The sequence below is a fragment of the Pseudomonas sp. Z2-11 genome (assembly GCF_054161305.1).
Genome location: NZ_CP096395.1, coordinates 3,516,351 through 3,541,727, shown reverse-complemented (window position 1 = coordinate 3,541,727; position 25,377 = coordinate 3,516,351). Strand labels below are relative to the sequence as shown.

The following is a 25,377-nucleotide window of genomic DNA, read 5'->3' as shown; positions in this document are numbered from 1 at the left end:
TGCGATCCGTAATAAGGTGAAGTGGACGGTCATGCCTTGAGGGTGGCCAGGGCGTCGCCAAAAATGTCCAGGGCCTTGAAGAACATCGAGCGTGGGATCGTCAGCGAAGGCATCACCCGCATCACGTTGCTGTAGCGACCGCAGGGAATCATCAGTACGCCGTGGTTCAGCAGGTAACCCATCAGTTGGCCGATCCTGGCCGGCGCCAGCGGCGCTTTGGTGACCGGGTCCTCGACCAGCTCGATGCCGATCATCAGGCCGCGACCGCGTACCTCGCCGATGAACGGGCTGTCGAAACCGCGGATGCGTTCCTGCGCATCCAGCCCGAGCGTGTGGGCGCGGTTGAGCAGGTCGAGTTCGGGGTCCTGGAGGATGCTGATATTGGTCAGCGCCACTGCCGCCGAGAGTGAGTTGGCGGCAAAGGTATTGGGCACCGAGCCGTCAGGAATCGCCGCCGCCAGGTCCGAGCGCATGATCAGGCCCGCCATCGGCAGGTCGCTGCCGATGCCCTTGCCGAAGGTGAGCATGTCGGGCTTGACGCTTGAATGTTCGACCGCCCACATCTTGCCGGTGCGTCCCGCGCCGGACTGCACTTCATCGACGATCAGCAACGCGCCACTGCGGTCGCAGGCCTTGCGCAACAATTGCAGGAACTCTGGCGACGGGGGCACGTAGCCGCCTTCGCCCTGGACCGGTTCGACGATCACCGCGGCCACGTCATCGGCCGCTGTGTAAGGGGTGTTCAGCAAGTAATCCACGTATTCGCCGGCGATCTGCTCGGCGCTTTTGTGCGTGGTGTCGAAGGGAAAACGATAGGCGTAAGGGTAGGGCGCATGAATGACCCCGCCCATCTGGGCGCCGTAGCCCTTGCGGTAGGCCGTGCCGGTGGTCAGCGCGCCCGAGGCGTTCCAGACGCCGTGGTAGCCACCGTGGAAAGCGATGATCTGATGCCGCCCGGTAATGCGCTTGGCGAACTTGACCGCGGCCTCCAGCGCGTCGCTGCCGCTTTGCGTGAAGAACGTTATGCAATCGCCGCGCAAGCCGTCGGGGGCGATTTCGGCAATCTTCGCCGCCAGTTCGGTGCGCCGGGTACTGTTCACTTCCAGGGCGTGCATCAGCACTTCGGACTGTTCACGGATCGCTTGCACTACCTCCGGATGGCAGCGGCCTACGCTGCTGACGCCCACGCCGGCGGACAGGTCGATATAGGTGTTGCCATCGGGGTCCTTGAAGGTCGCGCCAAAAGCCCTGTCCATGGCCACGGGCATGCGTCCGCCGCCGCGCGCCATCGACTCGGTACGCGCCGATAACGCCAGGGCCTCGATGGTCCGGGGGCCGGGAATGGCGGAGGTGATCCGCGGGGCATCCGCAAAATGCAGGGATTCAAGTTTGGCTTCACTCATGACGGTCTCTCAGGATGTCGGTTTCAGTGTCCCGATCATCCCCGTCGCCCGTGCGCGGCCGGTAGCCCGAATCGGCACATTGGCTGGCCGCCACAAGCGTTCCGGCATGAGTGCTGACAGCTAATCAAATAAATTTGCAGAATTCTCCTATCGTGAGAATATTGCGCACAAAGACGATCCCAAAAACAAGAATATCGGCAGAGGCTTTTGTCATCATGAAAAACCACAACATCAGCCATTTCCGCGATATTCATGTCCACGCCGCTACCGTCCAGGAGTGGAATCAGGATTACAACCAACTGACCGCCGGCTCGGCCGAGAGCTCGCTCATACAGCTGAGCACCGCGCGCTGCCACGTATTTCGCGAGAAGATCAACCAGCGTGTCGTGCAGCACGGCGTCGCGCCCCGGGGCAAGATGTGTTTCGCCGTGCCCATCACGGTTCCGGGTTCGATCCGGATGCAAGGGCGGGAGGTCGACGACAGCAGCCTGTTCTTCCTGCACGGGGGCGAGGAGTTCATGTTCCATATGCCGATGGGCATGGAGCTGCTGGCCATTACCTTCGAGCGCGAATGGTTCGAGCAGGCGCTGGCACAAACCACCTCGGCAAAGGAAATCGGTCAATTGCTGCGGCAGCCGGTCATCAGGCTGCCCACTCAACGTTATGCCGACGCCCGCCGTCGCATGCTGGCGGCATTTTCCCTGGCTCTCTCAAGCGAAGAGCTCGACCCGACGCAAGATCGCGAGCTGGCGCTGGAACAGGCCATGCTCGGCGAGTTGCTGCAACTGATGATCGATCCGGCCTGCGACAAGCAGCAGCGCACGCCAAGCTCGACGCGCAGTTACATTGTCGAAAAATGCCACCGCCTGGCGACCGCGGAACTGAACAACGTGCCCAGCGTGGACGACCTCTGCCAGCGCCTCCAGGTGAGCCGGCGTACCGTGCAGAACAGCTTCCGCTCGGTTGCCGAGACCACGCCAATCAACTATCTGCGCTCCGTCAGGCTCAACGGTGTGCGTCGGACCTTGATGTCTACCCGGGCGTCCCATCTGTCGATCGGCGACGCCGCCGCCCAATGGGGTTTTTATCACCTCAGCCATTTTGCCGCGGAGTATCAGGAGCTGTTCGCGGAATTGCCCTCCCATACGACCCGCGCCGCCATTCCCGATTGCGCCCATGCCTGAAGATTTTCCTGGCGCAATCGGCGGTTCGCTGGCGTCGATTCCGGGCGGGACGCTTGTCGCTTCTGATGGAACGCGAGGTTATCGATTCATTGAGCATGGGCTTGTTTTTCCTTGTCCGATTTTTCGATCGCAGGTGCTACGCAGGAGGCAATGATGAAAACTGTTAAAGCCGGTGTTCTGGAAATCGCCTATCTGGAGGTCGGTCCGGTCGACGGGCCCCCCGTGGTGTTGCTCCACGGCTTCCCCTATGACGTGCATGCCTACGATGAAGTCGCCAGGATCCTGGCTTCAGCTGGAAAGCGATGCTTGACGCCTTATCTTCGTGGCTACGGCCCCACCCGATTTCTGGATGAGCAGACAATGCGCTCTGGAGAGCAGGCGGCAATAGGAGCCGACCTGTTGGCTTTTCTCGACGCACTGAAAATCGAAAAAGCTGTACTTGCGGGTTATGACTGGGGCGGAAGAGCGGCTTGCATCGTCGCCGCGCTATGGCCGGAAAGGGTAAGCGGTTTGGTCAGCTGTGGTGGCTACAGTATTCAGAATATCGCTGAAGCGCACCGGCCTGTTTCTCCCGAGGCGGAGCACCTGCTCTGGTATCAATACTATCTTCACGGTAGCCGTGGTCGCGCTGGATTGACCTCGAACAGAAGGGATTTCTGCCGCTTGTTATGGCGCATGTGGTCGCCAACCTGGGGGTTCACGCAGGAGGCGTTCGAAACGACCGCTGCAGCGTTTGAGAACGACGACTTTGTTGACGTGGTAACACACTCGTACCGTCACCGTTTCGGATTGGTCGAGGGAGATCCAGCCTATCGGAACATAGAATCGCGGCTTGCCGCACAACCGAGGATCGCGGTGCCTTCATTGGTTCTGGAGGGTGGCGCTGATGCGGTTGATCCGCCTGCCGAGGAGGACCCATTCGCCCGTCATTTTACCGGGTCGTATCGCCGGGAAATCCTGGAAAACATTGGCCACAACGTGCCTCAAGAGGCGCCAGGAAAATTTGCTGACGGGATCTTGAGCGTCGGTGGTTGACTTCCTTGGCAGGCTGCCCTTGCTCTCAAGTAAACAGCGTGATCGCTCCCGTCAGTAATGAGGCGAATGTCATCAGGAGCGAGAGTAATACCGCCCATTTGATGGTGCTCTTTTGGAAGTCTCCAAGGTCCCGATCAATCATGCCGACCAGCAATAAAGTCGATGCCACCAGCGGACTGATCTGATGCACAGGTTGGCCCAGTACCGAAGCACGGGCGATTTCCATGGGGCTGATGCCGTATGCCGCTGCGGCGTTGGCCAGAATGGGCACGACACCAAAGTAATACGCGTCGTTGGACAATAAAAAGGTCAGCGGCATACTGGTAATCGCCACCACGAGCGGGAACAGATGCGCCCAGGAAGCCGGGATGGTGTTCACCATCAACTGTGCGATCGCATCGACCATCTTTGTGCCCGAGAAAATGCCCGCGAACACCCCCGCTGCGAATACAAGCAAGACAACGACCATGGCATTGCCAGCATGGGCGAGCATCCGCTCTTTTTGCAGGTTCAGATTCGGGTAATTCATGACTAGGGCGATCACGAATCCCAGCAGGAAACTGATCACCGAATTCAGCAGTCCGGTGACCAGGCAGACCATCACCATCGATACCAGTATCAGGTTGGGCACCACGTTCTTCGGTTTTTTATGCTCACCCTGGCCGACGATGGAATCTATGTAACAGTCATCTCCACCGCTGGCCAGCGTCACCACACCGATCCGCCGAACCTCGCGCCGTCCCAGTACATACGCGATGTAAAGCACCCCGGCGGCGCCGATGGCCATGGTCGGCAACAGCGGAATGAAGAACTCCGCGGCGTCCAGCCCGAGCACCGCGATGACCCGAGTCGCCGGCCCGCCCCACGGTGTCATCCCGCCCATCACGCTCAGCGAAAGCACGCAGATACTGGCGAGAATCATCGGGTTCATCTGGATGCGTTTGTACAACGGCAGCATCGCTGCACAAGTGATCATGTAGGTGGTCGTGCCGTCGCCATCCAGTGCGGTGGTCAACGAGAGAATGGCCGTACCGACGGCAATCTTGACCGGATTGCCATTCACAACACGCAGGATCGTCTTGATCATCGGGTCGAACAGTCCGGCATCGAACAACACGCCGAAGAACAGGATCGCGAACAGCAACAGCGCTGCCGATGGGGCAACCATCTTGATGCCGTCGAGCATCATCTTGTCGGTGGTGAGCGCGAAGCCCGCGAGGATCGAAAAGACCACCGGTACGACAATCAGCGCAACGATGGGCGAAAGTCGCTTCGCCATGATCAGGTAGGTAAATACCACGACCATCGATAAGCCAAGGAATGCCAACATGTCAGTTACTCTTGTTTTTATTGGATAGGACGCAGGACGTTTGGGGTAGTCAGCCGGGGACCGTGGCGCCAACGATGCCGTGGCGCTTGATGGCCTCGGCCACGAAGCCGCTGGCCTTGGCCCGCTCGACAAATCGTCGCAAGCATTCGGCGGCGTCCTTGCCATAGGCATGGGGAACGCCCATGGCCTGGCGAATCTCCATGAAACGCCCCGACAACAGGCGCAGGCCGGGGAAGCGTGTGGTATCGAACTCAAGCTGTTGCTTCACGCCTGCCGCCACATCGGCGTGCTCGGCGAGGAAGATATCGACCACGGTCGGTGAGGTCGGTGAGCGGATAATCGTGGCGTGCTTGAGCTCCCGCGTCAGGTGCAGGTCATAGGCGCTGCCTTTGCCGACGACCAGCGCCAGGCCTGGCTGGTCCACTTGGTTGATGTCGCTCAAAGGCGAGTCTTCCCTGACCAGGTAGCAGCCCTCGATCAGCACATAGGGTTCGGTAAAGGCCAGTTGTTCGGCGCGAAGCGGGTCAATCGCGAAGAAGCCGAAGTCGGCTCGGCCCTCGGAAACCGCCGCGACGGATTCCCCCGCGCTTTTGAATACGCGCAGCTCAAGCGGCAGCCCGAGCTCGTCGGCGAAGGCAGCGGCCAGATCGACCGAAACACCGACCGCGTTCCCGGCTTCGTCCAGCCGCGCGAGGATGGGGTTGCCCACGTTGATCGATGCGCGCAGCACGCCAGTGGGGCTGAAGAGGGCCGCAAGGTTGTCCGTTGATGAAGTCATCTCAGGCCACCCGACTTGCGTATTGATCCAACAGCCGCCGGGTGACGGCATCCACCGGGACGCCCTCCTGCAAATGGCGCCGCATCTTCTTCAGTTCGATCTCCCCGGGAACGATGACCGGCGACGCGGGTTCGATGGGGGGGCTTTGATGAAGGATCGATGCAAAGTCGCTCATGCGCTCCTGCAGCCAGTCAGCGGAGCCAAGGCGTGCCGTATCGATGAGGATGAAGAAGTGCCCCAGGTTCTGTGGCTCATCCGGCGCATCGACCCAGGATTTCACATGGGTCAGATAGGCCGCGTTCGAGAGCAGCCCCGCCAGCAGGTCAACCACCAACGCGAGCCCGTAGCCCTTGTGGCCGCCGATGGGTAACAGGAAGCCTTCCAAGGCTGCGCGGGGGTCAGTGGTGGGCCTGCCGTTGACGTCCGTAGCCCAGTTGTCCGGAATGCTTTCCTGGCGGGTGAGGGCGTTGCGGATCTTGGCCCGCGCGACCACGCTCATGGCCATGTCCAGCATGAAATGATTGCCATCCGGATTTGGTACGCCGAACCCCAGAGGACTGTTGCCCAGGCGTGCATCGCTGCCGCCCGAAGGCGCGATCGTGGTGGTCGCATTGCTGCCGATGATGCTGACGAAGCCTTGCTCGGCCGCGATGTAGGAGTAGGGCGAGACCGGGCCGAAATGATTGCTGCCTCGCGCCAGGACCAGGCCAATGCCGAACTGCCGGGCGATCTTCATTCCTGCCTCCAGCGCTGTCATGCCGACCAATGGGCCGACGGCATTGCGCCCGTCAACCCGTGCGATGGCAGAGGCAAGCGCTTCCACGGTCGGCTCGGCTGCGGCGCTGATGCCGCCGGACTCGAGGCGCTCGCCATAGGACTCGATGCGGCTCAGGCCGTGGGTGGTCAAACCGAACAAGTCGGCAAGCACCAACACTTCACAGACCTGTTCGGCGGCTTCTGGCGTAAGCCCCAGTCCTTGGAAGGCAAGGCGCCCCAATTGGCGGAGATCTGCAAGGGCAACATCAGTGGATTCGTTTTTGTTGTGCATGGAAATGGCTCATGGATTCGACTGAGTTGACAGGTTGCCGGTCGCTGATTAAAAAGAGAAATGCAAATAAAAGTTCGATCTATGAGGGAAACGCATGAATTTTGATCTCGCGGATCTGCGCGGTTTTCTCGCTGTAGCGGATCTGGGCAGTTTCAGCGCGGCTGCCCAGGCACTGCATTTGTCGCAATCCGCACTGTCGCGTCGGGTCGACAAACTTGAATTGGCTCTGGGGGTGCAGTTGTTCGAGCGCACCACCCGTCGAGTGGAACTTTCTACCATCGGCCGTGGTTTTCTGCCCCGCGCGCGGAATGTGCTGAACGAACTGGAAAATGCGCTGATCGGTTTTCACGACCTGGCCTACCGACTTTCCGGAGAAGTCACCATCGCCTGCGTACCCTCGGCGGTGGCGTATTTCCTGCCGGATGTCATTCGGCAATATCACGCCAAATACCCGGGAATCCGGGTGCGGGTCATCGATGAGTCGTCGTCTGCGATCCTGACGGTGGTGGCCAGGGGAGAGGCGGATTTTGGCCTGACCTACATAGGTACCCAGGATGCCGACGTGGTGTTCCAGCCGTTGCTGGAGGAATCGTTTGTCGTTGCCTTGCAAGTCGGCCATCCGCTGACCGAACGCGAATCACTGACTTGGGACGACCTGACAACGGTGGACTACATCAGCCTGGCGCAGGGCAGCGGCAACCGTTTCCTCATCGACCAGGCGCTCGCCAACCGCGATATCCGGCCCCGGTCGTTTTGTGAGGTGAAGCACGTTCCGGCGCTTGTCAGCCTGGTAGAGGCGGGGCTGGGCGTGGGTGTGGTGCCCAAGCTGGCCATGCCGGCGGAAGGGCATGCGACCCTGGTCACGCGCCCGCTGACGAATCCGGCGATCAGCCGAACCCTGGGGCTGATATCGCGTCGTGGACGAACGTTGTCTCCGGTGGCGCAATTGCTTTTCGACCTGTTGATGGGGATCGGGAAGTAACGACCGCCACGTCTCCTGGAACAGCCGCAGATGACGGCTGTCAGGCAGTTTTTCGATCTGGCGATTCCTGAGGTTCTTGCGAAGGTAGCGCGTCGCGTTCGGCGAAGATGCTTGCCATTTCCGCCGCATGTTCGGTTCCCCATGTGCACAGAGGGATGATTGCTTCGGCCAGGCTGCAACCCAGCGGAGTCAGTGCGTAGTCCACCCGTGGCGGCACTTCCTTGTAGTCGGTCCGTGCCAGGACGCGGTCGGCTTCCAGGTCTTTCAATTGCTGGATCAGCACTTTGTCGCTGACGCCTGGGATCAGGCGCTTGAGTTCGCCGTAGCGCTTCGGGCCGTTGCGCAGAAAAAACAGGACCAGCGGTTTCCACTTGCCCGAGATGATGCGTAGCGTGGCATTGAGCCCGCATCCGGTGTCGCAGATTTCAGGAGACGTCGTCATTTTTTGATACTTACCAAAAGGTGCATACTTGTCCTTAGGTTATCAGGGCTTCATCCTCGTTCTCAAGCAATCAGTTTTCCTGCTTGCGTACAACGCCTACGAGGAGACACGACATGACCAGACTGAATGGAAAGACCGCAGTGATCACCGGCGGCGCTACCGGCATCGGCCGAGCTGCCGCCAAGCGCTTCATCGAGGAGGGCGCCTTTGTCTTCATCTTTGGCCGCCGCCAGTCAGCGCTCGACGCCGCCGTGGCCGAGCTTGGCCCGAATGCCCGGGCAGTCAAGGGGTCGGTTTCCGATCCGACCGATCTCGACCAACTCTACGCGACAGTGAAGGCCGAACGCGGGACCCTCGACATCGTCTTCGCCAATGCCGGGGCTGGAAGCCCAAAGGCTCTCGGCGAGATCACCGCCGAGCACATTGACGAAATCTTCGAAACCAACGTCAAGGGAGCGATCTTCACGGTCCAGAAGGCGCTGCCATTGATGGGCGAGGGTGGCTCGATCATCCTGACCGGCTCGAGCGCCGGCACCACCGGGGCTCCGGCATTCAGCGTTTACAGCGCGAGCAAGGCGGCCGTGCGCAACCTCGCTCGGACCTGGGCGGAGGACCTCAAGGGCACTGGCATCCGGGTCAACGTGCTGTCGCCTGGGCCGACGGCGACCGAACTGGCGAAGGAAGCGTTGGGCGAGGAGGGCATGAATGTCTTCGCCTCGATGAATCCGCTCCAGCGCATGGCCGATCCAGCAGAAATCGGCGCAGCCGCTGCGTTCCTGGCATCAGCAGACAGCAGTTTCATGACCGCCAGCGAAGTTGCCGTTGACGGCGGCTTGGCGCAAATCTGATTTTTCGCGCCGGCCAGTCGCTCCATTTCAGATTCGGAGCCCGCAGGGCGCAGTCAATTGAGGAAAAACCATGAGCTACGCAATTATCGGCTTCGGCAAGATCGGCCAGGCGCTTGCCAAGGCATTCGCCCGAAGCGGCATCGACGTGAGCGTTGCCACGACACGCGACGCATCCGCCGTTGCGGACCAGCGTCTTCCATCATTATTTGGTACACCCATTCAACGCTTGGTAAATCAAGGGCTGCCGCTTGGCGCCTCCGGCGAGCCCTGACTAGCACGAAAAGACATTGAGGCGGAGGTCAACCGCCATTGGTAGTAAGCGCAGGGACTGCCTTGGCGAGATTGGCTGTCAGTTCGGCCTGGGTCTGCCGCTCTTGCCGCCACGCCGGTTGACCGGGCGCATTACGCCAGGAATCGCTCAGAGGGCTGTGATCAACGGCGTCGAAACCAAACTGATCATATAGCTGCGCCACCGACTCCACAGCTTCTGGGAAATCACTGGATAGCGCCAGGGCAAGACGCTCCGGTGAACCCTTGGCGCGGTTCCAGCGCGTTATGCGAGCAGCCTGAATGTGCGTGAAAGCCTTCACCACCCTAGAGCTTGGAAGCTGCTCCTGACGCAGCTCGTGAGCCGTCTTCTCGCCCGAATCGATCATCGGATTATGACCGTCTCGCCAGATCATGTAGTTATTGGTATCGATTACGACTTTGCCGGCAAGCTCTGTCGCGGGCATATCGTTTACCAATTTCAGCGGTACCGCAATGACGATCAAGTCGCCTTGGGCAGCAGCTTCACGGGCCGTAGCGGCGCGCGCGAAGGGGCCCAGTTCGTCGACCAGGCCCTTGAGCGTTTCGGGGCCACGAGAGTTGGAGATCACAACGTTGTAGCCGTTCGCGATGGCGGCGCGTGCAATCTGGCTGCCGACTTCGCCGGCACCGATGATGCCTATGGTAGTCATATGCTCAATCCACATATGAAGACAGCGGCGACAGAGAAGACCGCTGTCTTGCAGGTTTATCTGAAGATCCAGAATGCGTTCGAGTTAGATACTTAACCCGCCCGCTACATCGTGTACACCGCCAGTCATGTAACCGCCGTTGGGCCCCGCAAGGAAGCCGATAAGGGCTGACACCTCTTCCAGCGTGGCGATGCGGCGGATCGGGTGCAGGTCGAGCAGTGCGTCGGGAGCTCCGTCATCGCCTAGCACATGCGAAGCCATGTCGGTGGGCATGACGCCGGGTTGGACGACATTCACTGTGATATCGCGGCGGCCCAGGTCGCGCGCCAAGCCTTTGGCATAGCCAATGAGGGCAGCTTTGGAACCTGCGTAATCAGCTGCCCCTTGAAAAGGGACATGGGTACCCAACAACGAGCCGATGAAGACGATCCGACCACCATTCGACAGAACAGGAGCTGCGGCGCGCGTCACGCTCACCGGCCCCATGACGTTGGTCTGCCATTGTCGGTCGAGGTTTTCGACATCCAGATTGGGATCGTCCACCGTCTGGCCCTGCACGGCGATAGCGGCGTTGTTGACGAGAATGTCGAGCTTGCCGAAGTAGGCAACCACCTCATCGATCAGCGGCTTCGCAGCGGACATATCTGCTTGATCACTACTGATTGCCAGAGCACGAACGCCCTTGGCCTTTAACTTCGCGACGACGGCCTCCGCTTTTTCGGCAGATGCCACGTAACTGATCGCAACGTCCGCACCCTGATCAGCAAGCGCTTGCGCTGTGACGGCGCCAAGGCCGCGAGAGCCGCCAGTTACCAGTGCAACCTTACCCAACAATGGCTTTTGCATTTGAAACCTCTTCATATGAGCGAAAAAAATTTCGTAATGGTTGTTAACGTAACGAACGTTATTGTTTTGGACTTGATGCGTCAAGATATTTAATATCGGTCGTTATGAAATGGCTGGAGATAACGTAATGGGACGCCGTCGGGAGTTCGACGTAAATCAGGCGCTGGACGCGGCGCTTGCTGTGTTCTGGCGCAAGGGCTATGAAGGCGCGTCATATACCGATTTGACGCAGGCGACAGGGGTCGAGCGTCCAGCCCTCTATTCGGCTTTCGGCAATAAAGAAACGCTCTTTTTGCGGGCGCTCGAGCGTTACTACGATCATCACCTCTCGTTCTTTCCTGCTGCGCTGGAGCTGCCAACGTCGCGCCAGGTGGCGTTGCATATTCTGCGTAGCGCCGTCGAGTTGAATACTCGTTATCCAGAACACACTGGCTGTCTGGGAATCCACGGGGCAATTGCCGGATCAGATGATGTGGAGCCGATTCGGCAAGCGCTTATAGCCGCTCGCGCCTCTGGCGAGGCTGCGCTACGGGAACGCTTTGAACGGGCACAACGGGAGGGGGATTTGCCCGCAACTGCCAATTGTTCGGTACTGGCCGCTTACGTATGCGCCGTGCTTCATGGCATGGCGATACAGGCCAAGGCGGGTTTCGATCGCGGCATGCTGGAAATGGTGGTCGATCAGGCGATGTCGAGTTGGCCCTCGGATCAGTAAAGCGATATGAGCCAGGGCTGAGAGCGACATCCTGGGCAAATGAGCAGGCAAGTAAGTTAGGCTGTTCGCACGACAGGTCGTCGGTATTCGACGGCGTGAAAACAAAGGCGCTATCAATGTCGAAGCATTTGCTGTTGGGCTGGACCCGTTCCTTGTGCGTGCTTGCTGCCTTGAGCAGCGCGGCCACCATGGTAGTTGCTGCCTCGCCTGAAAAAACCGCTACGACGGCATCGGATACGCAAGCGGTGTCCCTGGCAGGCGGCAAGCTGAAGTTCGTGCTGAACGGCGTCGAGGCCCGTACCTTGAACAGCGACAACGGTGGCACGATGTATTTCGATCCGAAAAGCGAGCGGGCCATCATCGTTACCGAAGGTCCGGCGCCGACTGCGGGCACCACCCCGGACGCTGCGTTTCGCCTTGCCGTGGATACCGTGAAGGAAAAGCAGCAGGCCGCGTCAGCCAACTTTCGCATGTCTGGCGAGAAGACCATTCAGGTGAACGGCTTGAAGATGTACCGCCTGGACGGCACCGACGATTTCAACGGACTGAAACTACTGATGGCCTCGTTGATGACGATGAACGATCAGAACATCACCATCATCGAAGTGATGTCCAGCGTAAACGACCCGGCCGGCCACACCGCTGCGTTGGAGAATATTCTGGGCAAGTAAACCGCTGGTTTCCGGATAGTTCGCTATTCCTGGCCAGTTAAGCCGTTGGGCCAGGTTGCTGATCAATCGTTAGGCAAGTGCAACTGCACTTCCATGACGTCATGAAGGAGCCTGACGACCTCGATCACGTCGTCGTTTGCCACACGATAGAACACGATATGGCGTGGGCTTTTGACCGTTCCATGGGTTTGTTTGGCCTGCAGGCGTGAATAGATGAGGTGATAGCTGCGAAGGCCCGGTGCAAGTTCATCGCGGTCGTGGCTGCCGATGCGATAAGGCGTGTCGGCAAGCGCTTGCAGCGCCGCGAGGATCAGCGCTTGGTAGCGCTGACGAGCTTGATCGCCGAACTGCGTCTGCGAGAGCCTGAGAATGTCGACAATGTCGGCGCGCGCCGGGTTGGAAATCCGAAACTGCGGCATGCTCAGTGTTTCTCGCGCGCAGGGAGGGTTGCCTCCAGGCTCAAGTCCTCGAGGTAGTGCTCCAGATCCCCTTCGTTCACCTGAGTAAAGCGCCCGTGCTCAAGATCCATGATGCCGATTGAGGTCGCCTGACGCAGGGCCTCAATTTTGGCGGTGTCTTCGGCGACGCGCTGCTCCAATAAACGTAAACCTTCTCGCATCACTTCGCTGGCATTCTGATAACGGCCGGACTGCACCAAGTCATGGATAACCTGTTCCTGGTGAGGGGTGAGCACAACGTTTCGCGTCGCCATAACTAGCTCCAGTTCTATGCAAACAGGTACTTTTGATTGTTGGCATATTATGCCATCTTCGCTTAGGAGAATAGCTTGGGGCCGATATCCAGCGATCAGGTGATGGCTGACTCGGCGCCAATCAGCAAGGTTCAAAGTCATCCGCCCATAACAAAGCGACCTGCAGATCAGTGCCCGCCGTTCCGCTGAAAGCTTCAAGCCGGCCTATCGAATCGCAGAGTGTCCGGTGGGAGGTATCCTCATCAATAGCCGACTTGGCCTTAGGCTGGGGGCATCCTTTTCAAACCATCCAAGGCATGCCCCCAGTTTTGCCCCAATTCGAACCGAGTGTGCGAGCGATTGCGAGTGACGATTCCTGCCGCTGAGGCCCTGAGTAACCAGATCGTATTGCGCATGAAGCCGCTGACAATGATTGACACCACGCAAACCAGACGCCAGCTACCGACTGCGCAGACCGTTATGGAAAGAGCAACTGACACAAGCTCACTGCATGATCAATCAAGACGGCGCCAGAAGGGATAGCGTTAAACTCCGGTCTCGGTCAACTCTATTTCCTACTCCAGACTCCCGAGATAGTTATATAAATTCATTGCTTCCGGTGACAGACGTGAGGCGTCAGCCACGCCGACATACAACGTACGCGTCGCCCAGGCCCCCTCCAGCGGTATCGCTCGTAGCTTCGATTCGAGCAGTTCGGGATGGACCGACCCGAGCGGCAGAATGCCAATGCCCAATCCAGCCTCGATCATGCGGCAGATACCGTCAAAGCTGCTGACTTGAATCCGTACTTTCAGCAGCCTCCCAGTGCTGGCAGCGGCGTCGTTGATGCGACGCAGCAGTGAGCTCCCCTGATTCAAAGCCACGTAATCAAAATCCAGCGTGTCAGCCAGGGTCACGGCGGCACGCTGCGCCAACTCGTGGGCTTGGGGCACCAGCACCACGAGGCGGTCGCGTCGATAGGGCTGCATTTGCAGCCCGGGAGCAGGCGCATTGTCGGCAAAGATTCCTATCTCGGCCTGGCCGCTTTCCACCGCGTGGATGGTGCTGTCGCTGAGCGCTTCCGCAAGCTCGATACGTACGTGGGGGTTGGCCGCCAGAAATATCGCCAGGTCATGCGGCAGGAATTGGATCACTGCCGAGGTATTGGCAAACAACCGCACATGGCCGCGAACACCATTCGCGTAGTCGGTGGCGTCGTGGGCCATTTGCTGTGCGACGTCAAGGATGGTCCGCGCATGTTCTGCCAGGCCGCGCCCAGCGGGAGTGAGCTGCAGTCCTCGGGGCACACGGGTGAACAAGGTGCAGTGGGTCACCCTTTCAAGTTCAGCTAACCGCTTGCTCGCTGCGGAAACGGTCATGTGCGCACTGTTTGCGGCCTGGGTCAGGTTTTCCGTCTTGGCGGTCAATACCAACAGGCGTAGCGACACCAAATCGAGTTGCAACAAATTGAACATATCCACCTCTGTGTTTCCAGTTTGGAAAGAGTAGTGGAAATCTTTGAAATTCTCACACCGTGCGTTTGAGTGGATTATCTGACCATCGCCTCCAACAAGAACGGAAGACGTCATGAGCCTACCGCTAGAAGGCATCAAGGTGGTCGAAATGGGCCAGCTGATTGCTGGGCCTTTCGCGGCCAAGATCCTCGCCGAGTTCGGCGCTGAAGTTATCAAGATCGAACCGCCGGTCACCGGCGACCCCCTGCGCAAATGGCGCTTGCTGCACAACGGCACCTCAGTTTGGTGGGCGGCCCAGTCACGCAACAAGCAATCGGTCACCCTCGATCTTCGTCAGGCCGAAGCCCGGGAAGTGGTCAAGCGGCTGGTCAAGGACGCCGACATCCTGATCGAGAACTTCCGTCCTGGAACACTGGAAAAATGGGGGTTGGGCTGGGATGAGCTGTTCGCTATCAACCCTGGCCTGGTGATGCTGCGGGTGTCCGGCTACGGCCAGACCGGGCCTTATCGCGACTTGCCAGGCTTCGGCGTTATCGGAGAAGCCATGGGCGGTTTGCGTCATCTATCCGGCGAGCCAGGGCGCACACCGGTGCGGGTGGGGGTGTCGATAGGCGACTCGTTGTCCGCACTCCATGGTGTGATCGGAGTGCTGCTTGCACTACGCCATCGCGAACAAAATCGCGGTGTCGGCCAGCAGGTAGATGTGGCTTTGTATGAATCGGTTTTCAACATGATGGAAAGCCTGATTCCCGAGTATTCGGTGTTTGGCACGGTGCGCGAGCCGGCCGGTAGCAGCCTTCCGGGTATTGCGCCGACCAATGCCTACCGTTGCAAGGATGGAAAGTACGCATTGATCGCGGGCAACGGCGACAGCATCTACCGCCGCCTGATGGAAAAGATCAAACGCCCGGACTTGGCCGAGGACCCGGAACTGGCGCAGAACGATGGCCGTGTGCGCCATGTGGCGCGCATTGATGCGGCAATTTCCACGTGGACGGCCGAGCGGAACCTTGAGGATGTGCTCGCCGCGTTGAAGGACGCCAACATCCCCTCCGGCAAGATCTATGACGCCGCCGACATTGCCTGCGACTCCCATTACCAGGCACGCGACATGCTACTTGCCAGCCAGTTGGACGACGGCACTGCCGTCACCTTGCCCGGCATCGTTCCCAAGTTGACGGCCACACCCGGCCGTGTGCGTTCGCGTGCGCCGAGTCTTGGACAACACACAGATGCGGTGCTTGAGAGCATCGGTATCGATGCGCCGACCCGTAGAGCCTGGCGTGCTCGCGGCCTCATCTGAAACCAGGAGTACCTCAATGAAACGCTTATACCTGCAGGAAGTCGCGACCCGTGACGGCTTCCAGAACGAAAAGACCTTTATCGACACCGAAAAGAAAATCGCCTTGATCGATGCGCTGAGCCAGTGCGGCTACGCCAAGATCGAAGTGACTTCCTTCACTTCGCCCAAGGCCATTCCCGCGTTGCGCGACGCCGAGGCCGTGATGGCCGCGATTCAGCGGCATAAAGATGTGGAATACACGGTGCTAGTGCCCAACATTCGGGGGGCAGAAAGAGCGCTGGGGTGTGGAATCGACGAAGCCAACCTGGTGATGTCGGTGAGCGAACCGCATAACCGCTCCAACCTGCGCATGACGCGTGAACAGTCGTTCGCCCAGCTCAGAGATGTGGTGGGGGTAATTGGGCGCGGGCCGGTGGCGGTCAACGTGTCGCTGTCCACGGTATTTGGCTGCCCGATGCAGGGCGACGTGTCGGCCGACGATGTATTGGGTTGGGTCGGGCGTTTCGCCGAATTGGGCGTGCGTGGCGTCACCCTGTGTGACACCACCGGCATGGCCTATCCCTCGCAAGTGGAGGCGTTGTCGCGCCAGGTCTGCGAGCGCTTTCCTGAGTTGCAACTGACTTTGCATTTTCATAACACGCGTGGCATGGCCCTGGCCAATACCCTGGCGGCGCTGCAGGCCGGTATCGACCGCTTTGATGCGTCCCTGGGCGGCTTGGGCGGTTGCCCGTATGCCCCTGGTGCCAGCGGTAATGTGTGCATGGAGGACCTGGTGCACATGCTGGACCTGATGGGCTACGACACCGGCATGAACCTGGACCGCGTACTGGCGGCGTCCGCCCAGTTGCCCGGTCTGATTGGTCACGACATCCCCAGCCAGATCCTCAAAGCCGGCAAACGCCTGGACCTGCATCCCATCCCCGATCACGTACACAGCCTAAGCAAGCAAGTGGCCAACGCTGAACTGGAGCGCACCCCATGATTGATCATCTAGACCATCTGGTTCTTACCACTATCGACGTAGCAGCCTGCAAAGACTTTTACATTCGCGTCATGGGCATGCACCTGGAGAGCTTTGGCAACGGCCGACTCGCGTTCCGCTTCGGCAACCAGAAAATCAATGTGCATCAGCGTGGGAAAGAGTTCGAGCCCAAGGCCCATCTGCCCGTGCCCGGTGCGCTGGACCTGTGCTTTATCACCAGCACCTCGCTGGAGGAAGTGATCGCCCATCTGCAGGCCCAGGCCTGGCCGATCATCGAAGGCCCGGTGCCGCGTACAGGCGCCACTGGGCCGATTCGTTCGGTATATGTGCGCGACCCGGACCTGAACCTCATCGAAATTTCTGAACAGGTGCTCGTATGAATATCGTGTTTCTCGACGGTGCAAGCTTGCCGTCGCCATTGGCGCGCCCGGCCCAGGCCAGCGCGTGGACTGAACGAGAAAAAACCACTCCCGACCAGGTCGTGCAGGCGTTGGCCGAAGCCGATGTGGCCATTACCAACAAGGTACGCATCGACCGAGCTACCCTGGGGCAACTGCCACGCTTGAAGCTGATCTGTGTGGCTGCGACTGGCTACGACTGCATCGATATTGCCGCTTGCCGTGATCAAGGCGTGACGGTGTGCAACGTGCCGGCGTACAGCGCGGTCAGCGTGGCTGAAGCGGTGATCGGTTCGCTGTTTGCGCTACGTCGTCACCTCATGGCGTATCGTGCGGCGTCGACCACGTTGTGGCCACAGTCGTCCCACTTCTGCGTGCATGCAGCGCCGGTCCAAGACCTGCAAGGCTCGACCCTGGGTATCATCGGCCGTGGTGATATCGGCAGCCGCGTGGCGCGCCTGGCCAAGGCCTTGGACATCACCGTGCTGTTTGCCGAACACCGTGGCGCGTCGCGGGTGAGGGAAGGCTACACGGCGTTCGACACGGTATTGGCCAAGGCCGATGCGCTGACCTTGCATTGTCCATTGACGCCGCAGACCCGTAACTTGATCGGTTCCGCCGAGATCGCACGGATGAAATCCGGTGCCTTGCTCATCAACACCGCACGCGGTGCACTGGTAGATGAAAACGCCGTGCTCGACGGGCTCGCCCGCGGCCGATTGGGGGGGGCTGCACTGGATGTACTTCAGGTGGAACCGCCCCAATCCGACCATCCCTTGCTGCACTGCGAACATCCCAATTTGCTGGTTACGCCCCACGTCGCTTGGGCCAGCCAAAGCAGTGTCGAGCGGCTCAAAGCCGTGCTGGCAGCCAATATAGCGGCGTTCGCCGCCCATCAACCGATCAACGTGGTGACTTGAACCCTCAGCTCCCCCAATCACAACCCCATAAGGCAGAGCCATGACAAAAATAATCAGCTCGTCAGTCGAATCCGTGGATGAACCGCTTCCACGGCGCAAAGCGTTTTACCAGCACCTCTACGTGCAAGTCCTCGCAGCGATCGTGCTGGGGGTGATCCTCGGTCACTTCAGCCCCGGTCTGGGTGAGCAGATGAAACCCTTGGGCGATACGTTCATCAAGCTGATCAAGATGCTGATAGCACCGATCATATTTTGCACGGTGGTCAGCGGTATCGCCGGCATGCAGGACCTTAAGCGCATCGGGCGTATCGGTTTCAAGTCTCTGATTTACTTTGAGGTGCTGACCACCATAGCCCTGGTGATCGGCTTGATCGGGGTGAACCTGCTCAAGCCAGGTGTCGGCATGCACATCGACCCGGCCAGCCTCGACGCTTCGGCTATCGCGGGCTACACCAAGGCCGCCCATGATCAGAGCGTGGTCGGGTTCCTCACGCACATTGTGCCGACCACGGTGTTCGGCGCGTTTACTGAGGGCGATATCCTCCAAGTGCTATTCATCTCGGTGCTGTTCGCCTTCGGCCTGCAATTGTTGGGCGAGACTGGCAAGCCGCTGCTCAATACCATCGACCTGGTGGCCAAGGCATTCTTTCGCATGCTCAAGATCGTCATGTACTTGGCTCCCCTGGGAGCCTTCGGCGGCATGGCTTTCACTGTGGGCAAGTACGGCGTGCAGTCGCTCGGGGCCTATGTGAACCTGCTGGTGTGTTACTACCTTACCGGACTGGTATTCGTATTCGTGGTGCTGAATCTGGTGGCGCGGCTGGCTGGTTTCAGCCTGTGGAAGTTCCTCAAGTACATCCGCGAAGAACTGGTACTGGTGCTCGGCACTTCCTCGTCGGAGTCGGCGTTGCCGCGCCTGATGGGCAAGCTGGAGAAGCTCGGCTGCGAGAAGTCCACCGTCGGCCTCGTGGTACCTTCCGGCTACTGCTTCAATCTTGACGGCAGTTGCATCAACATGACGGTGCTGGCGATCTTCATTGCCCAGGCCCTGGACATCGACGTGTCTCTTTATCATCAAGTAACGCTGTTACTGATCCTGTTGCTGACGTCCAAGGGCGCCGCGAGTGTGACCGGAGGCGCGTTCATCACCCTGGCGGCAACCCTCGGTTCGATCGATGTAATACCGGCGGCAGGCCTGGTACTGGTGCTAGGCGTTTACCGGTTTATCTCCGAAGGCGGCGCGCTGATCAATGTGATCGGTAACGGTGTCGCCACGCTGTTCATTGCCCGCTGGGATGGGGCTCTGGATCGTGACCAACTCAGCCGTGAACTAGGTTAGGTTTAACGCAGAGACTCTTTGTTGTTGGCCACCACGCCTGGCTGATGCCCTGGAGGCTCTGCGTTTTTTCCGAGATTGAGTCATATGGCGGCAATATAAAAAGCCCTCACACTGCACTGTCGTGGGCAGGCCGTGAGGGCAAAGGGGAAGACGTCCGGGCAGGGTCAGGATTTGCGCTGCAAGGTGTGGTAATTCAGTGCTGTTCTGGCGTCCTTAAGAGATTTGCCTTCAGCGAGCAAGGCACGAATACGCGATTCCACTTCTTCGATCGAGCGGGCGCAGGCGGCCACTTCACGGGCCCTTTCTCGAGGAACGACCACCACGCCGTTGGCGTCGGCGACTACGATGTCCCTGGCGCAGACCCGGGCCTGGCCGATGGAGACCGGCTGATTGACCGAGGCGACTTCGACCCGATCCTTGCCTGTGCGCATGAACCGGCCTTTGCTGAAGACCGGATACCCGTCGCCCAATGCCTTGCTGACGTCCCGGCACACACCATCGATCACCGTCGCGGCGATGCGTTTGCTGCCGGCATATTGGGTCATGATGTCGCCCCAGACTGTGCAGTCGGTGCGCCCGTCATTGTCGATGACCACGACATCGCCTTCGGCAACATCATCGATGAAGTCGCCGACCGTTCCCGGCGGGCTACTGGCGCTGACGTAGCGCACGGTGAATGCCGGGCCGATCACCACCTGACGGTAGTTATTCAGCGGCATGACCCCGAGACATTGTCCGGGCAGATCGAGTTTATCCAGGGCGTCGGACACACCGGGCGTATCCAGGCCTTCAAACAGGGCAACCAGTTCCTGGTCTTCGGGAGACATAAATAATTCCTCTTGTTCTTCAAATCAGCGCAGCTCAAGGCGCTGCGCACGGGTGGTTGGATGCGTCAATCGGCACGGGCGGCGGCGGGCCTTGGCTCGGCGATGGTCAGCAGGATGATGAAGCTGATGAACGAGCCGATCGCCAACCAGGCGAACACATAGTTCCAACCATAGTTGTCCAGCAACAGGCCGGTAATGAACGGCGTCGCGGCCGCGCCCAGTTGCCCGATCATGTTCACCACGGCGTTGGAAATGGGGAACGTTTTCTTGGTGGTAAGCCCCATCGGGTAAACCATGTAGGAGGAAAACCCGAGGCTGAGGACCACGCCGGTCAGCATCAGCAGCAGCCCATAGGGCAGGGGCTCGGCGGGAGAGTTGATCAGCAGGTACATCATCACCGAGGTGCCCAGCGCTGACAGGAGCATGCCGGGTTTGCGCCGACCGCCCATCAGCCGGTCCGAGCAGAGGCCGCCGAGCAGGTTGCCCAGTACGGCGCCCACCCAAGGCGCGGCCGATACCAGTCCCATGTTCATGATCGAGAACTGTTTGACGGTCATCAGATAGGTCGGAATCCAGGCCAGCAGCACGCTCGAGACACCGAGCTGGAAACAATAGCTGGTGGCGCAGCCCCAGATATTCCACGACTTGAACACCTGCCGGTTGGTTTCAAGGGCAACCACTTCACGGGTGCGAATGAACCGATCGAGTTTCTTGACCCACGCCGGCGGTTCCGGTGGCCGCACGGCCTCGGCGGCTTGAGCAACGGGTTTGTCGTCGGCGATGTAGTTGAGTTCGGCTTCGTTGACGAAGCGACTGCGGGACGGATGGTCCGCCACCATGAAATACCAGACCACGGCGAGGACGATGCCCGGTATGGCGAAGAAGTAGAAAATCTCTCGCCAGCCCCAGACGGAGATGATCACTGCGCAAAGTGGCGGCACGATCACCGGGCCGAATTTGACGGCAGACAGGAAGATGCCCGACGCCGTGCCTTTTTCCCGTGGTGGGAACCAGTTGTTGATGGTGGTCGTCATGCTGATCGGCAACGGACCTTCGGCGAGGCCGAGGCCCAGGCGATACAGTTTCAACGCCAGCAACGAGCCGGCGGTGCCGACCAGTCCGGTCATCGCGGAGGTCAGGATCATCGCGCCTGGGAGAATCTTGCTGACGCCAAACCGTCCGAAGGCGAAACCGGAGGGAATCTGCGCCATGGCATAAGCCAGCAGGAACAGGCTCATCAAGCCACCCGCTTCGGCGTTGCTCATCTCGAATTCTTTACGGATGAAAGGCAGCGCCACGCCGAGGTTGGCGCGGTCGGCGGCGGCAATGGTGTAGATCAGGAAAATCAGCGTGGCAACGACCCAGCGGTATCTGCTGCGCACCGCAGGCTTCAAGACTTCGGGCATGGACATGGACATGGAAGCGGACCTTGTTTTTATCGGTTGTCTGGTCAAGCGGTTCGTGGTGCGGCTGGGGTCATCGCCAGCGCACCGGTAAACCGGGCGTCAGTTCGCCAGCCCGGCTTTTTCCAGCACCTTGTCCAGCCAGGACTGATCGATCGCCCCGGTGGCGATTTCGGCTTTGACTTCCTGTTCATGGGCGTCGTGTTTATGGGCCTTGCGCAGGAGCTCCTCGGCGACGTCTGGAGAAAACGCCACCAGGCCGTCTTCGTCGCCGACCAGGATGTCGCCGGGGTTGACGATCATCCCGCCGATCGAGACCGGCACATTGATCTCGCCGGGGCCGCTTTTGTAAGGGCCGCAATGCACCACGCTGCGCGCATAGCAAGGGGTGTCCTGGAAGCTGGCGACGTCGCGAATGGCGCCATCGACGACGAAGCCGACACAGCCGCGCTGCTGCGCGTAGAGCTTGATCAGCTCACCGATCACGGCGTTGGTGTCGTCTCCCTGGGCGTCGATCACCAGCACATGGCCCGGTTCGATCAGGGTTAATGCCTTGTAGATGTACAGGTTGTCGCCAGGGCGGGTTTTCACCGTGAGCGCGGTGCCCACCAGCTTGCCGGTGAGGTTGTAGCGCGTCAGGCCCCGAGCGCCGATGTGGCGTCCCAGGTTGTCGCTGATATGGGGCGTGACAACGGACCGGAAGGCATCCAGTAACGAGTCCGGGGCCTGGGGTGGAGAAGGGTGGATGCGTGAACCGGGCAATGACATGGCGACCTCACTTACGGATACCCCTGGCGGGCGATAAGCGCATCTTAAGAAAGGTCGTTGGCCAGGATTAGCGATATTTATCTATGCAACCCCATCACTTTTTTTCTCCTTTCGGGTGTGGGATCACCAGACCATCTTGCTGAAATCACAGAGCTCGGCGGCCAGGCGCGCGACTTCGACGCTCAGGCCCTGGAGCCGGTCGGCACGGTGTGCGGCGATGTAGTGGATCGGCGGCAACCCGGGCTCGGTTTCGATCACCTGCAACCGTCCCTGATCGACCAACGGCGAGAGGCATTGGCGCGGCAAATAGCTGATGCCGACGCCGGAGAGGGTCAGGCCCAACTGGGCGATCAGGTAGTTGCTCTTGAGGGTGCGGTTCAGGCGCACGTCGTTCTGGGCGAGCCAACGATCGTAAATCAATCCCGTGCCGGAGCTGCCGCCCTGTGTGAGCACGGTGTACGACGACAGGGTCTGCATGCTCACACTTGCGTTGCCCTGATGCAGCGAGGGCGCGCACATCCAGGCGTTCTCCACCGAGCTGAGGGCGGTGCTGACAAAACGAGCGTCGGCGAAAACGTCAGGCACGATAATCAGGTCGAGCTGATCGTTCTCCAGCTTGGCCACCAGTTCAGTGCTGAGCTCCACCGAAGGTTCCAGCACCACTTTCGGGTAGGCGCTGCGAATGGCTTCGATCAGCGCCGGCAACCAAGTGATGGCGGTCAATTCGGTCACGCCAATACGAAAGCGCCTGACCAGCACTTCCTTGGCGCTGATGCGCTCAAGCAGAAAGTCGCGCTGGCGCAGGATCTGCGACGCTTCCTCGAACAGCTCGGCGCCTTTCTCGGTGAGCCGGGCGCTGCGCCTGGAACGGTCGAAGATGGGCATGTCGAAAACCTCCTCCAGTTCCTGGATACGCTTGGAGATGGCCGACTGGGACATGTTCAGCTTCATGGCCGCCGACTCGAAATTGCCCAGCTCGACGATCCAATAGATCGCTTCCAGTTGTTTGAAGGTAATCATGCGCAGTCAGACCCGTTGGAAGTGATTCGATGCCGATCCGCCGAGTCTGTTCGTCCGGCCCTGTCAGCGCAAGGCCTCGCAAAAGCGCCGGATCGCCTCGCAGGCCCGGCGCAAGGACGCATCATCCAGGGCGTAGGCGATGCGAAGGTAGGGGCCGAGGCCGAACGCGCTGCCATGGACCACCGCCACGTTCGCTTCATCGAGCAAGGCGTGGGCGACGTCCTCATCCGTGACCAACCGCCGCCCTGCAGGCGTGCTGCGACCAATCAGGCCGGCGCAGGAGGCGAACGCATAAAACGCGCCGCCAGGGCTGGCGCATTCCAGGCCCGGCGTGGCATCGAGCAGCGCGACCATCATGTCGCGACGTCCCTGGAACGCGGCGCGGCTTAGGTGGATGAAATCCTTCGGGCCGCTCAGCGCGGCCAGTGCCGCTTGCTGGGAAATGGAGCAGGCCCCCGAGGTTTGCTGGCCCTGGAGCTTCTCCATGGCTTGCAGCAGCCAGCGCGGCCCGGTGGCAAAACCGATGCGCCAGCCGGTCATGGCGTAGGCTTTGGAAACGCCGTTCATGGTCAGGGTTCGCGGGGCCAGTCGCGGTTCCACCGCTGCCAGCGTATGGAAGACCTGATCGTCGAAGATCAGGTGCTCATAGATGTCATCCGCAAGTATCAGTACGTGGGGATGGGCCAGTAGCACTTGCGCCAAGGCGAGCAACTCGTCGCGGCTGTACACGGCCCCGGTCGGGTTGGACGGTGAATTGAGGAGCAGCCATCGCGTCTTTGGCGTGATCGCCTCGGCCAATGCCGCAGGCGTCAGCTTGAAGCCGCTGTCGGCGTGGCACGTCACGATCCGCGGCTCGCCACCGCACAACTGAACCATTTCGGGATAACTGACCCAATAGGGCGCCGGCACGATGACTTGATCGCCCTCGTCCAGCGTTGCGGCCAGCGCGTTGTAGATCACCTGCTTGCCGCCGTTGCAGACCAGGGTGTCTTGCCAGTCAACGTCCAAGCCATTTTCGCGGCGAAACTTGGCGGCCACCGCTTCGCGCAATGAGCGCACGCCGGCCACCTGGGTGTAGCGAGTGTGGCCTTGCTCAATTGCCTTGATCGCCGCTTGGCGAATGTGCTCTGGCGTATCGAAATCCGGCTCGCCGGCGCACAGGGAGATAATGTTCGCGCCTTGCGCCCGGCGTTCCGCCACCCGATCCATGATGCGGTAGGTCGCTGAAGGCTGGGCACTCGCCAGACGTGGATTCAAGCGTTGGATATCGATGTTCACGTCGACTGCCTCGTTTGTGACATTCATCATGCGTGCTCCACCTGGATGGCTTCGAACTGGCGGTCATGCATGACCTCGGCGACCGAGCGGCCGCCGCGGACGGCCTCGACCATACCGTCCTGCCGGCGGGCGATGCGTTCGCCCAGGTCGAGCACTTTTTCGATATGGGCCTGGGGCACGAAGACGGTCCCGCAACTGTCGGCGATGACAAAGTCGTCCTCGCTGACAGACACGCCGGCGATGTCTAGGGTCACGGCCGAATCGATCTGGATGACCCGATTGCGCGCGCTGACCATGGTCACGCCCCGGCCATACACCGGGTACCCAATCGTCGCGCTGCCGTCGATGTCACGGCTGTAGCCATCGATCACCGTGCCGCGTATCTGCTTGCCCACCGCCGCGTTGGCGAGGATGTCGCCCCAGCAGGACACACCGTCAAGCCCGCCGGCGATCACCAAAATCCGGTCTTCGCTGTCGATCCGTTCGATAACCGGGGTGATCAGGTGCACCGTCGGGGCGTTGTCGGTCTTTGCCGCCAGCAGCACGGTGCTGGCGCGGCCGACGATCTTCGGGCAGCTCCAGAGCGGGCGCAGCCCGACGGTGGCGCCGGGCAAACCGAGGAAATCGAGTGCATCGGACACGGTGTTGGTGTCCAGCAATGCCAGGCGTTGGAGTAAATGAGCTTGATTCATGGAGGAGCCCCTTGATAGCGGAGGAGCCCAGTGTCAGCGA

Annotated in this window: 28 protein-coding genes; 12 read left to right on the top strand and 16 right to left on the bottom strand. The window is 60.1% G+C overall.

The features are described 5' to 3' along the window. Positions 1-29 precede the first annotated feature (29 nt). Positions 30-1,403 carry an aspartate aminotransferase family protein gene (locus M1E16_RS15645; RefSeq protein WP_458127810.1) on the bottom strand — a complete coding sequence of 458 codons (1,374 nt, stop codon included), beginning with the start codon at positions 1,401-1,403 and terminating at the stop codon, positions 30-32. 215 nt (positions 1,404-1,618) lie between these two features. On the opposite strand from M1E16_RS15645, the gene M1E16_RS15640 reads away from it, so the two are divergent. Continuing rightward, entirely contained in the window at positions 1,619-2,587 is a 969-nt protein-coding gene (locus tag M1E16_RS15640) for a helix-turn-helix domain-containing protein (RefSeq protein WP_458127809.1), read from the top strand. A gap of 150 nt (positions 2,588-2,737) precedes the next feature. After that, on the top strand, positions 2,738-3,622 hold the full coding sequence (locus M1E16_RS15635; protein WP_458127808.1) for an alpha/beta fold hydrolase: 885 nt from the start codon (positions 2,738-2,740) through the stop codon (positions 3,620-3,622). Between the two features lie 25 nt (positions 3,623-3,647). Here the strand turns inward: M1E16_RS15635 and M1E16_RS15630 are convergent, their stop codons facing one another. The 3 genes from M1E16_RS15630 to M1E16_RS15620 are packed head-to-tail and all read right to left on the bottom strand — an operon-like array spanning position 3,648 to position 6,778. Then, positions 3,648-4,952 (bottom strand): CitMHS family transporter, encoded by a 1,305-nt coding sequence (locus M1E16_RS15630; protein WP_434657526.1) that lies wholly within the window; start codon positions 4,950-4,952, stop codon positions 3,648-3,650. Between the two features lie 49 nt (positions 4,953-5,001). Beyond that, entirely contained in the window at positions 5,002-5,730 is a 729-nt protein-coding gene (locus M1E16_RS15625) for an ABC transporter substrate-binding protein (RefSeq protein ID WP_458127807.1), read from the bottom strand. 1 nt (position 5,731) lies between these two features. After that, the gene (locus M1E16_RS15620; RefSeq protein WP_458127806.1) at positions 5,732-6,778 is read right to left on the bottom strand and encodes an Ldh family oxidoreductase; all 1,047 of its coding nucleotides are present in this window, start codon (positions 6,776-6,778) and stop codon (positions 5,732-5,734) included. 94 nt (positions 6,779-6,872) lie between these two features. Between M1E16_RS15620 and M1E16_RS15615 the strand changes: the two genes are divergently transcribed. Then, positions 6,873-7,760, top strand: a complete 888-nt coding sequence (locus M1E16_RS15615; RefSeq protein WP_434657533.1) for a LysR family transcriptional regulator — start codon at positions 6,873-6,875, stop codon at positions 7,758-7,760. 40 nt (positions 7,761-7,800) lie between these two features. Here the strand turns inward: M1E16_RS15615 and M1E16_RS15610 are convergent, their stop codons facing one another. Next, the gene (locus M1E16_RS15610) at positions 7,801-8,202 is read right to left on the bottom strand and encodes a winged helix-turn-helix transcriptional regulator (RefSeq protein ID WP_458127805.1); all 402 of its coding nucleotides are present in this window, start codon (positions 8,200-8,202) and stop codon (positions 7,801-7,803) included. Positions 8,203-8,315: 113 nt separating this feature from the next. Here M1E16_RS15610 and M1E16_RS15605 point away from each other — a divergent pair, with 113 nt between their 5' ends. Together M1E16_RS15605 and M1E16_RS15600 are read left to right on the top strand one after the other, a co-directional pair. After that, the gene (locus M1E16_RS15605) at positions 8,316-9,050 is read left to right on the top strand and encodes an SDR family NAD(P)-dependent oxidoreductase (RefSeq protein ID WP_458127804.1); all 735 of its coding nucleotides are present in this window, start codon (positions 8,316-8,318) and stop codon (positions 9,048-9,050) included. Positions 9,051-9,120: 70 nt separating this feature from the next. Then, positions 9,121-9,321, top strand: coding sequence for an NAD(P)-binding domain-containing protein (locus M1E16_RS15600; RefSeq protein WP_458127803.1), 201 nt, complete (start codon positions 9,121-9,123; stop codon positions 9,319-9,321). Between the two features lie 28 nt (positions 9,322-9,349). Here the strand turns inward: M1E16_RS15600 and M1E16_RS15595 are convergent, their stop codons facing one another. Both M1E16_RS15595 and M1E16_RS15590 read right to left on the bottom strand, forming a co-directional pair. Next, positions 9,350-10,009, bottom strand: coding sequence for an NADPH-dependent F420 reductase (locus M1E16_RS15595; RefSeq protein WP_458127802.1), 660 nt, complete (start codon positions 10,007-10,009; stop codon positions 9,350-9,352). Between the two features lie 84 nt (positions 10,010-10,093). Next, entirely contained in the window at positions 10,094-10,855 is a 762-nt protein-coding gene (locus tag M1E16_RS15590) for an SDR family NAD(P)-dependent oxidoreductase (protein WP_458127801.1), read from the bottom strand. A gap of 127 nt (positions 10,856-10,982) precedes the next feature. Between M1E16_RS15590 and M1E16_RS15585 the strand changes: the two genes are divergently transcribed. Together M1E16_RS15585 and M1E16_RS15580 are read left to right on the top strand one after the other, a co-directional pair. Further along, a complete protein-coding gene (locus tag M1E16_RS15585; protein ID WP_458127800.1) occupies positions 10,983-11,570 on the top strand; it encodes a TetR/AcrR family transcriptional regulator in 588 nt (195 codons plus the stop codon). 116 nt (positions 11,571-11,686) lie between these two features. Then, entirely contained in the window at positions 11,687-12,241 is a 555-nt protein-coding gene (locus M1E16_RS15580) for a hypothetical protein (protein ID WP_458127799.1), read from the top strand. A 62-nt stretch (positions 12,242-12,303) separates the two neighbouring features. Here the strand turns inward: M1E16_RS15580 and M1E16_RS15575 are convergent, their stop codons facing one another. The 3 genes from M1E16_RS15575 to M1E16_RS15565 form a co-directional block, all read right to left on the bottom strand. Beyond that, complete coding sequence (locus M1E16_RS15575) at positions 12,304-12,660, bottom strand: type II toxin-antitoxin system RelE/ParE family toxin (protein WP_458127798.1); 357 nt, start codon at positions 12,658-12,660, stop codon at positions 12,304-12,306. Between the two features lie 2 nt (positions 12,661-12,662). After that, complete coding sequence (locus M1E16_RS15570; protein WP_458127797.1) at positions 12,663-12,953, bottom strand: type II toxin-antitoxin system ParD family antitoxin; 291 nt, start codon at positions 12,951-12,953, stop codon at positions 12,663-12,665. Between the two features lie 554 nt (positions 12,954-13,507). Continuing rightward, positions 13,508-14,407, bottom strand: coding sequence for a LysR family transcriptional regulator (locus M1E16_RS15565; RefSeq protein ID WP_068967762.1), 900 nt, complete (start codon positions 14,405-14,407; stop codon positions 13,508-13,510). Positions 14,408-14,519: 112 nt separating this feature from the next. On the opposite strand from M1E16_RS15565, the gene M1E16_RS15560 reads away from it, so the two are divergent. From M1E16_RS15560 to dctA, 5 genes are read left to right on the top strand one after another with little or no spacing between them, the layout of a single operon-like run. Then, on the top strand, positions 14,520-15,710 hold the full coding sequence (locus tag M1E16_RS15560; RefSeq protein WP_458127796.1) for a CaiB/BaiF CoA transferase family protein: 1,191 nt from the start codon (positions 14,520-14,522) through the stop codon (positions 15,708-15,710). A 16-nt stretch (positions 15,711-15,726) separates the two neighbouring features. Then, entirely contained in the window at positions 15,727-16,692 is a 966-nt protein-coding gene (locus M1E16_RS15555) for a hydroxymethylglutaryl-CoA lyase (protein ID WP_458127795.1), read from the top strand. Continuing rightward, positions 16,689-17,072, top strand: coding sequence for a VOC family protein (locus tag M1E16_RS15550; protein ID WP_434630709.1), 384 nt, complete (start codon positions 16,689-16,691; stop codon positions 17,070-17,072). Before M1E16_RS15555 ends, M1E16_RS15550 begins: the two co-directional genes overlap by 4 nt. Beyond that, a complete protein-coding gene (locus tag M1E16_RS15545) occupies positions 17,069-18,010 on the top strand; it encodes a D-2-hydroxyacid dehydrogenase (RefSeq protein ID WP_458127794.1) in 942 nt (313 codons plus the stop codon). The genes M1E16_RS15550 and M1E16_RS15545 overlap by 4 nt, the downstream gene beginning before the upstream one ends. Positions 18,011-18,050: 40 nt before the next feature. Then, the gene (dctA, locus tag M1E16_RS15540; protein ID WP_458127793.1) at positions 18,051-19,349 is read left to right on the top strand and encodes a C4-dicarboxylate transporter DctA; all 1,299 of its coding nucleotides are present in this window, start codon (positions 18,051-18,053) and stop codon (positions 19,347-19,349) included. A gap of 164 nt (positions 19,350-19,513) precedes the next feature. Here dctA and M1E16_RS15535 read toward each other — a convergent pair whose 3' ends face one another. From M1E16_RS15535 to M1E16_RS15510, 6 genes are all read right to left on the bottom strand, one after another. Then, on the bottom strand, positions 19,514-20,176 hold the full coding sequence (locus M1E16_RS15535) for an RraA family protein (protein WP_458127792.1): 663 nt from the start codon (positions 20,174-20,176) through the stop codon (positions 19,514-19,516). Positions 20,177-20,241: 65 nt separating this feature from the next. Continuing rightward, positions 20,242-21,588: an MFS transporter gene (locus M1E16_RS15530; protein WP_458130338.1), complete on the bottom strand. Its 1,347-nt coding sequence runs from the start codon at positions 21,586-21,588 to the stop codon at positions 20,242-20,244. A 93-nt stretch (positions 21,589-21,681) separates the two neighbouring features. Continuing rightward, positions 21,682-22,347 (bottom strand): RraA family protein, encoded by a 666-nt coding sequence (locus tag M1E16_RS15525; RefSeq protein ID WP_458127791.1) that lies wholly within the window; start codon positions 22,345-22,347, stop codon positions 21,682-21,684. A gap of 123 nt (positions 22,348-22,470) precedes the next feature. Beyond that, positions 22,471-23,367 (bottom strand): LysR family transcriptional regulator, encoded by an 897-nt coding sequence (locus M1E16_RS15520; RefSeq protein WP_458127790.1) that lies wholly within the window; start codon positions 23,365-23,367, stop codon positions 22,471-22,473. A 63-nt stretch (positions 23,368-23,430) separates the two neighbouring features. Then, positions 23,431-24,645: a pyridoxal phosphate-dependent aminotransferase gene (locus M1E16_RS15515; RefSeq protein ID WP_458130337.1), complete on the bottom strand. Its 1,215-nt coding sequence runs from the start codon at positions 24,643-24,645 to the stop codon at positions 23,431-23,433. A 26-nt stretch (positions 24,646-24,671) separates the two neighbouring features. Beyond that, a complete protein-coding gene (locus M1E16_RS15510) occupies positions 24,672-25,337 on the bottom strand; it encodes an RraA family protein (RefSeq protein ID WP_458127789.1) in 666 nt (221 codons plus the stop codon). Positions 25,338-25,377 lie beyond the last annotated feature (40 nt).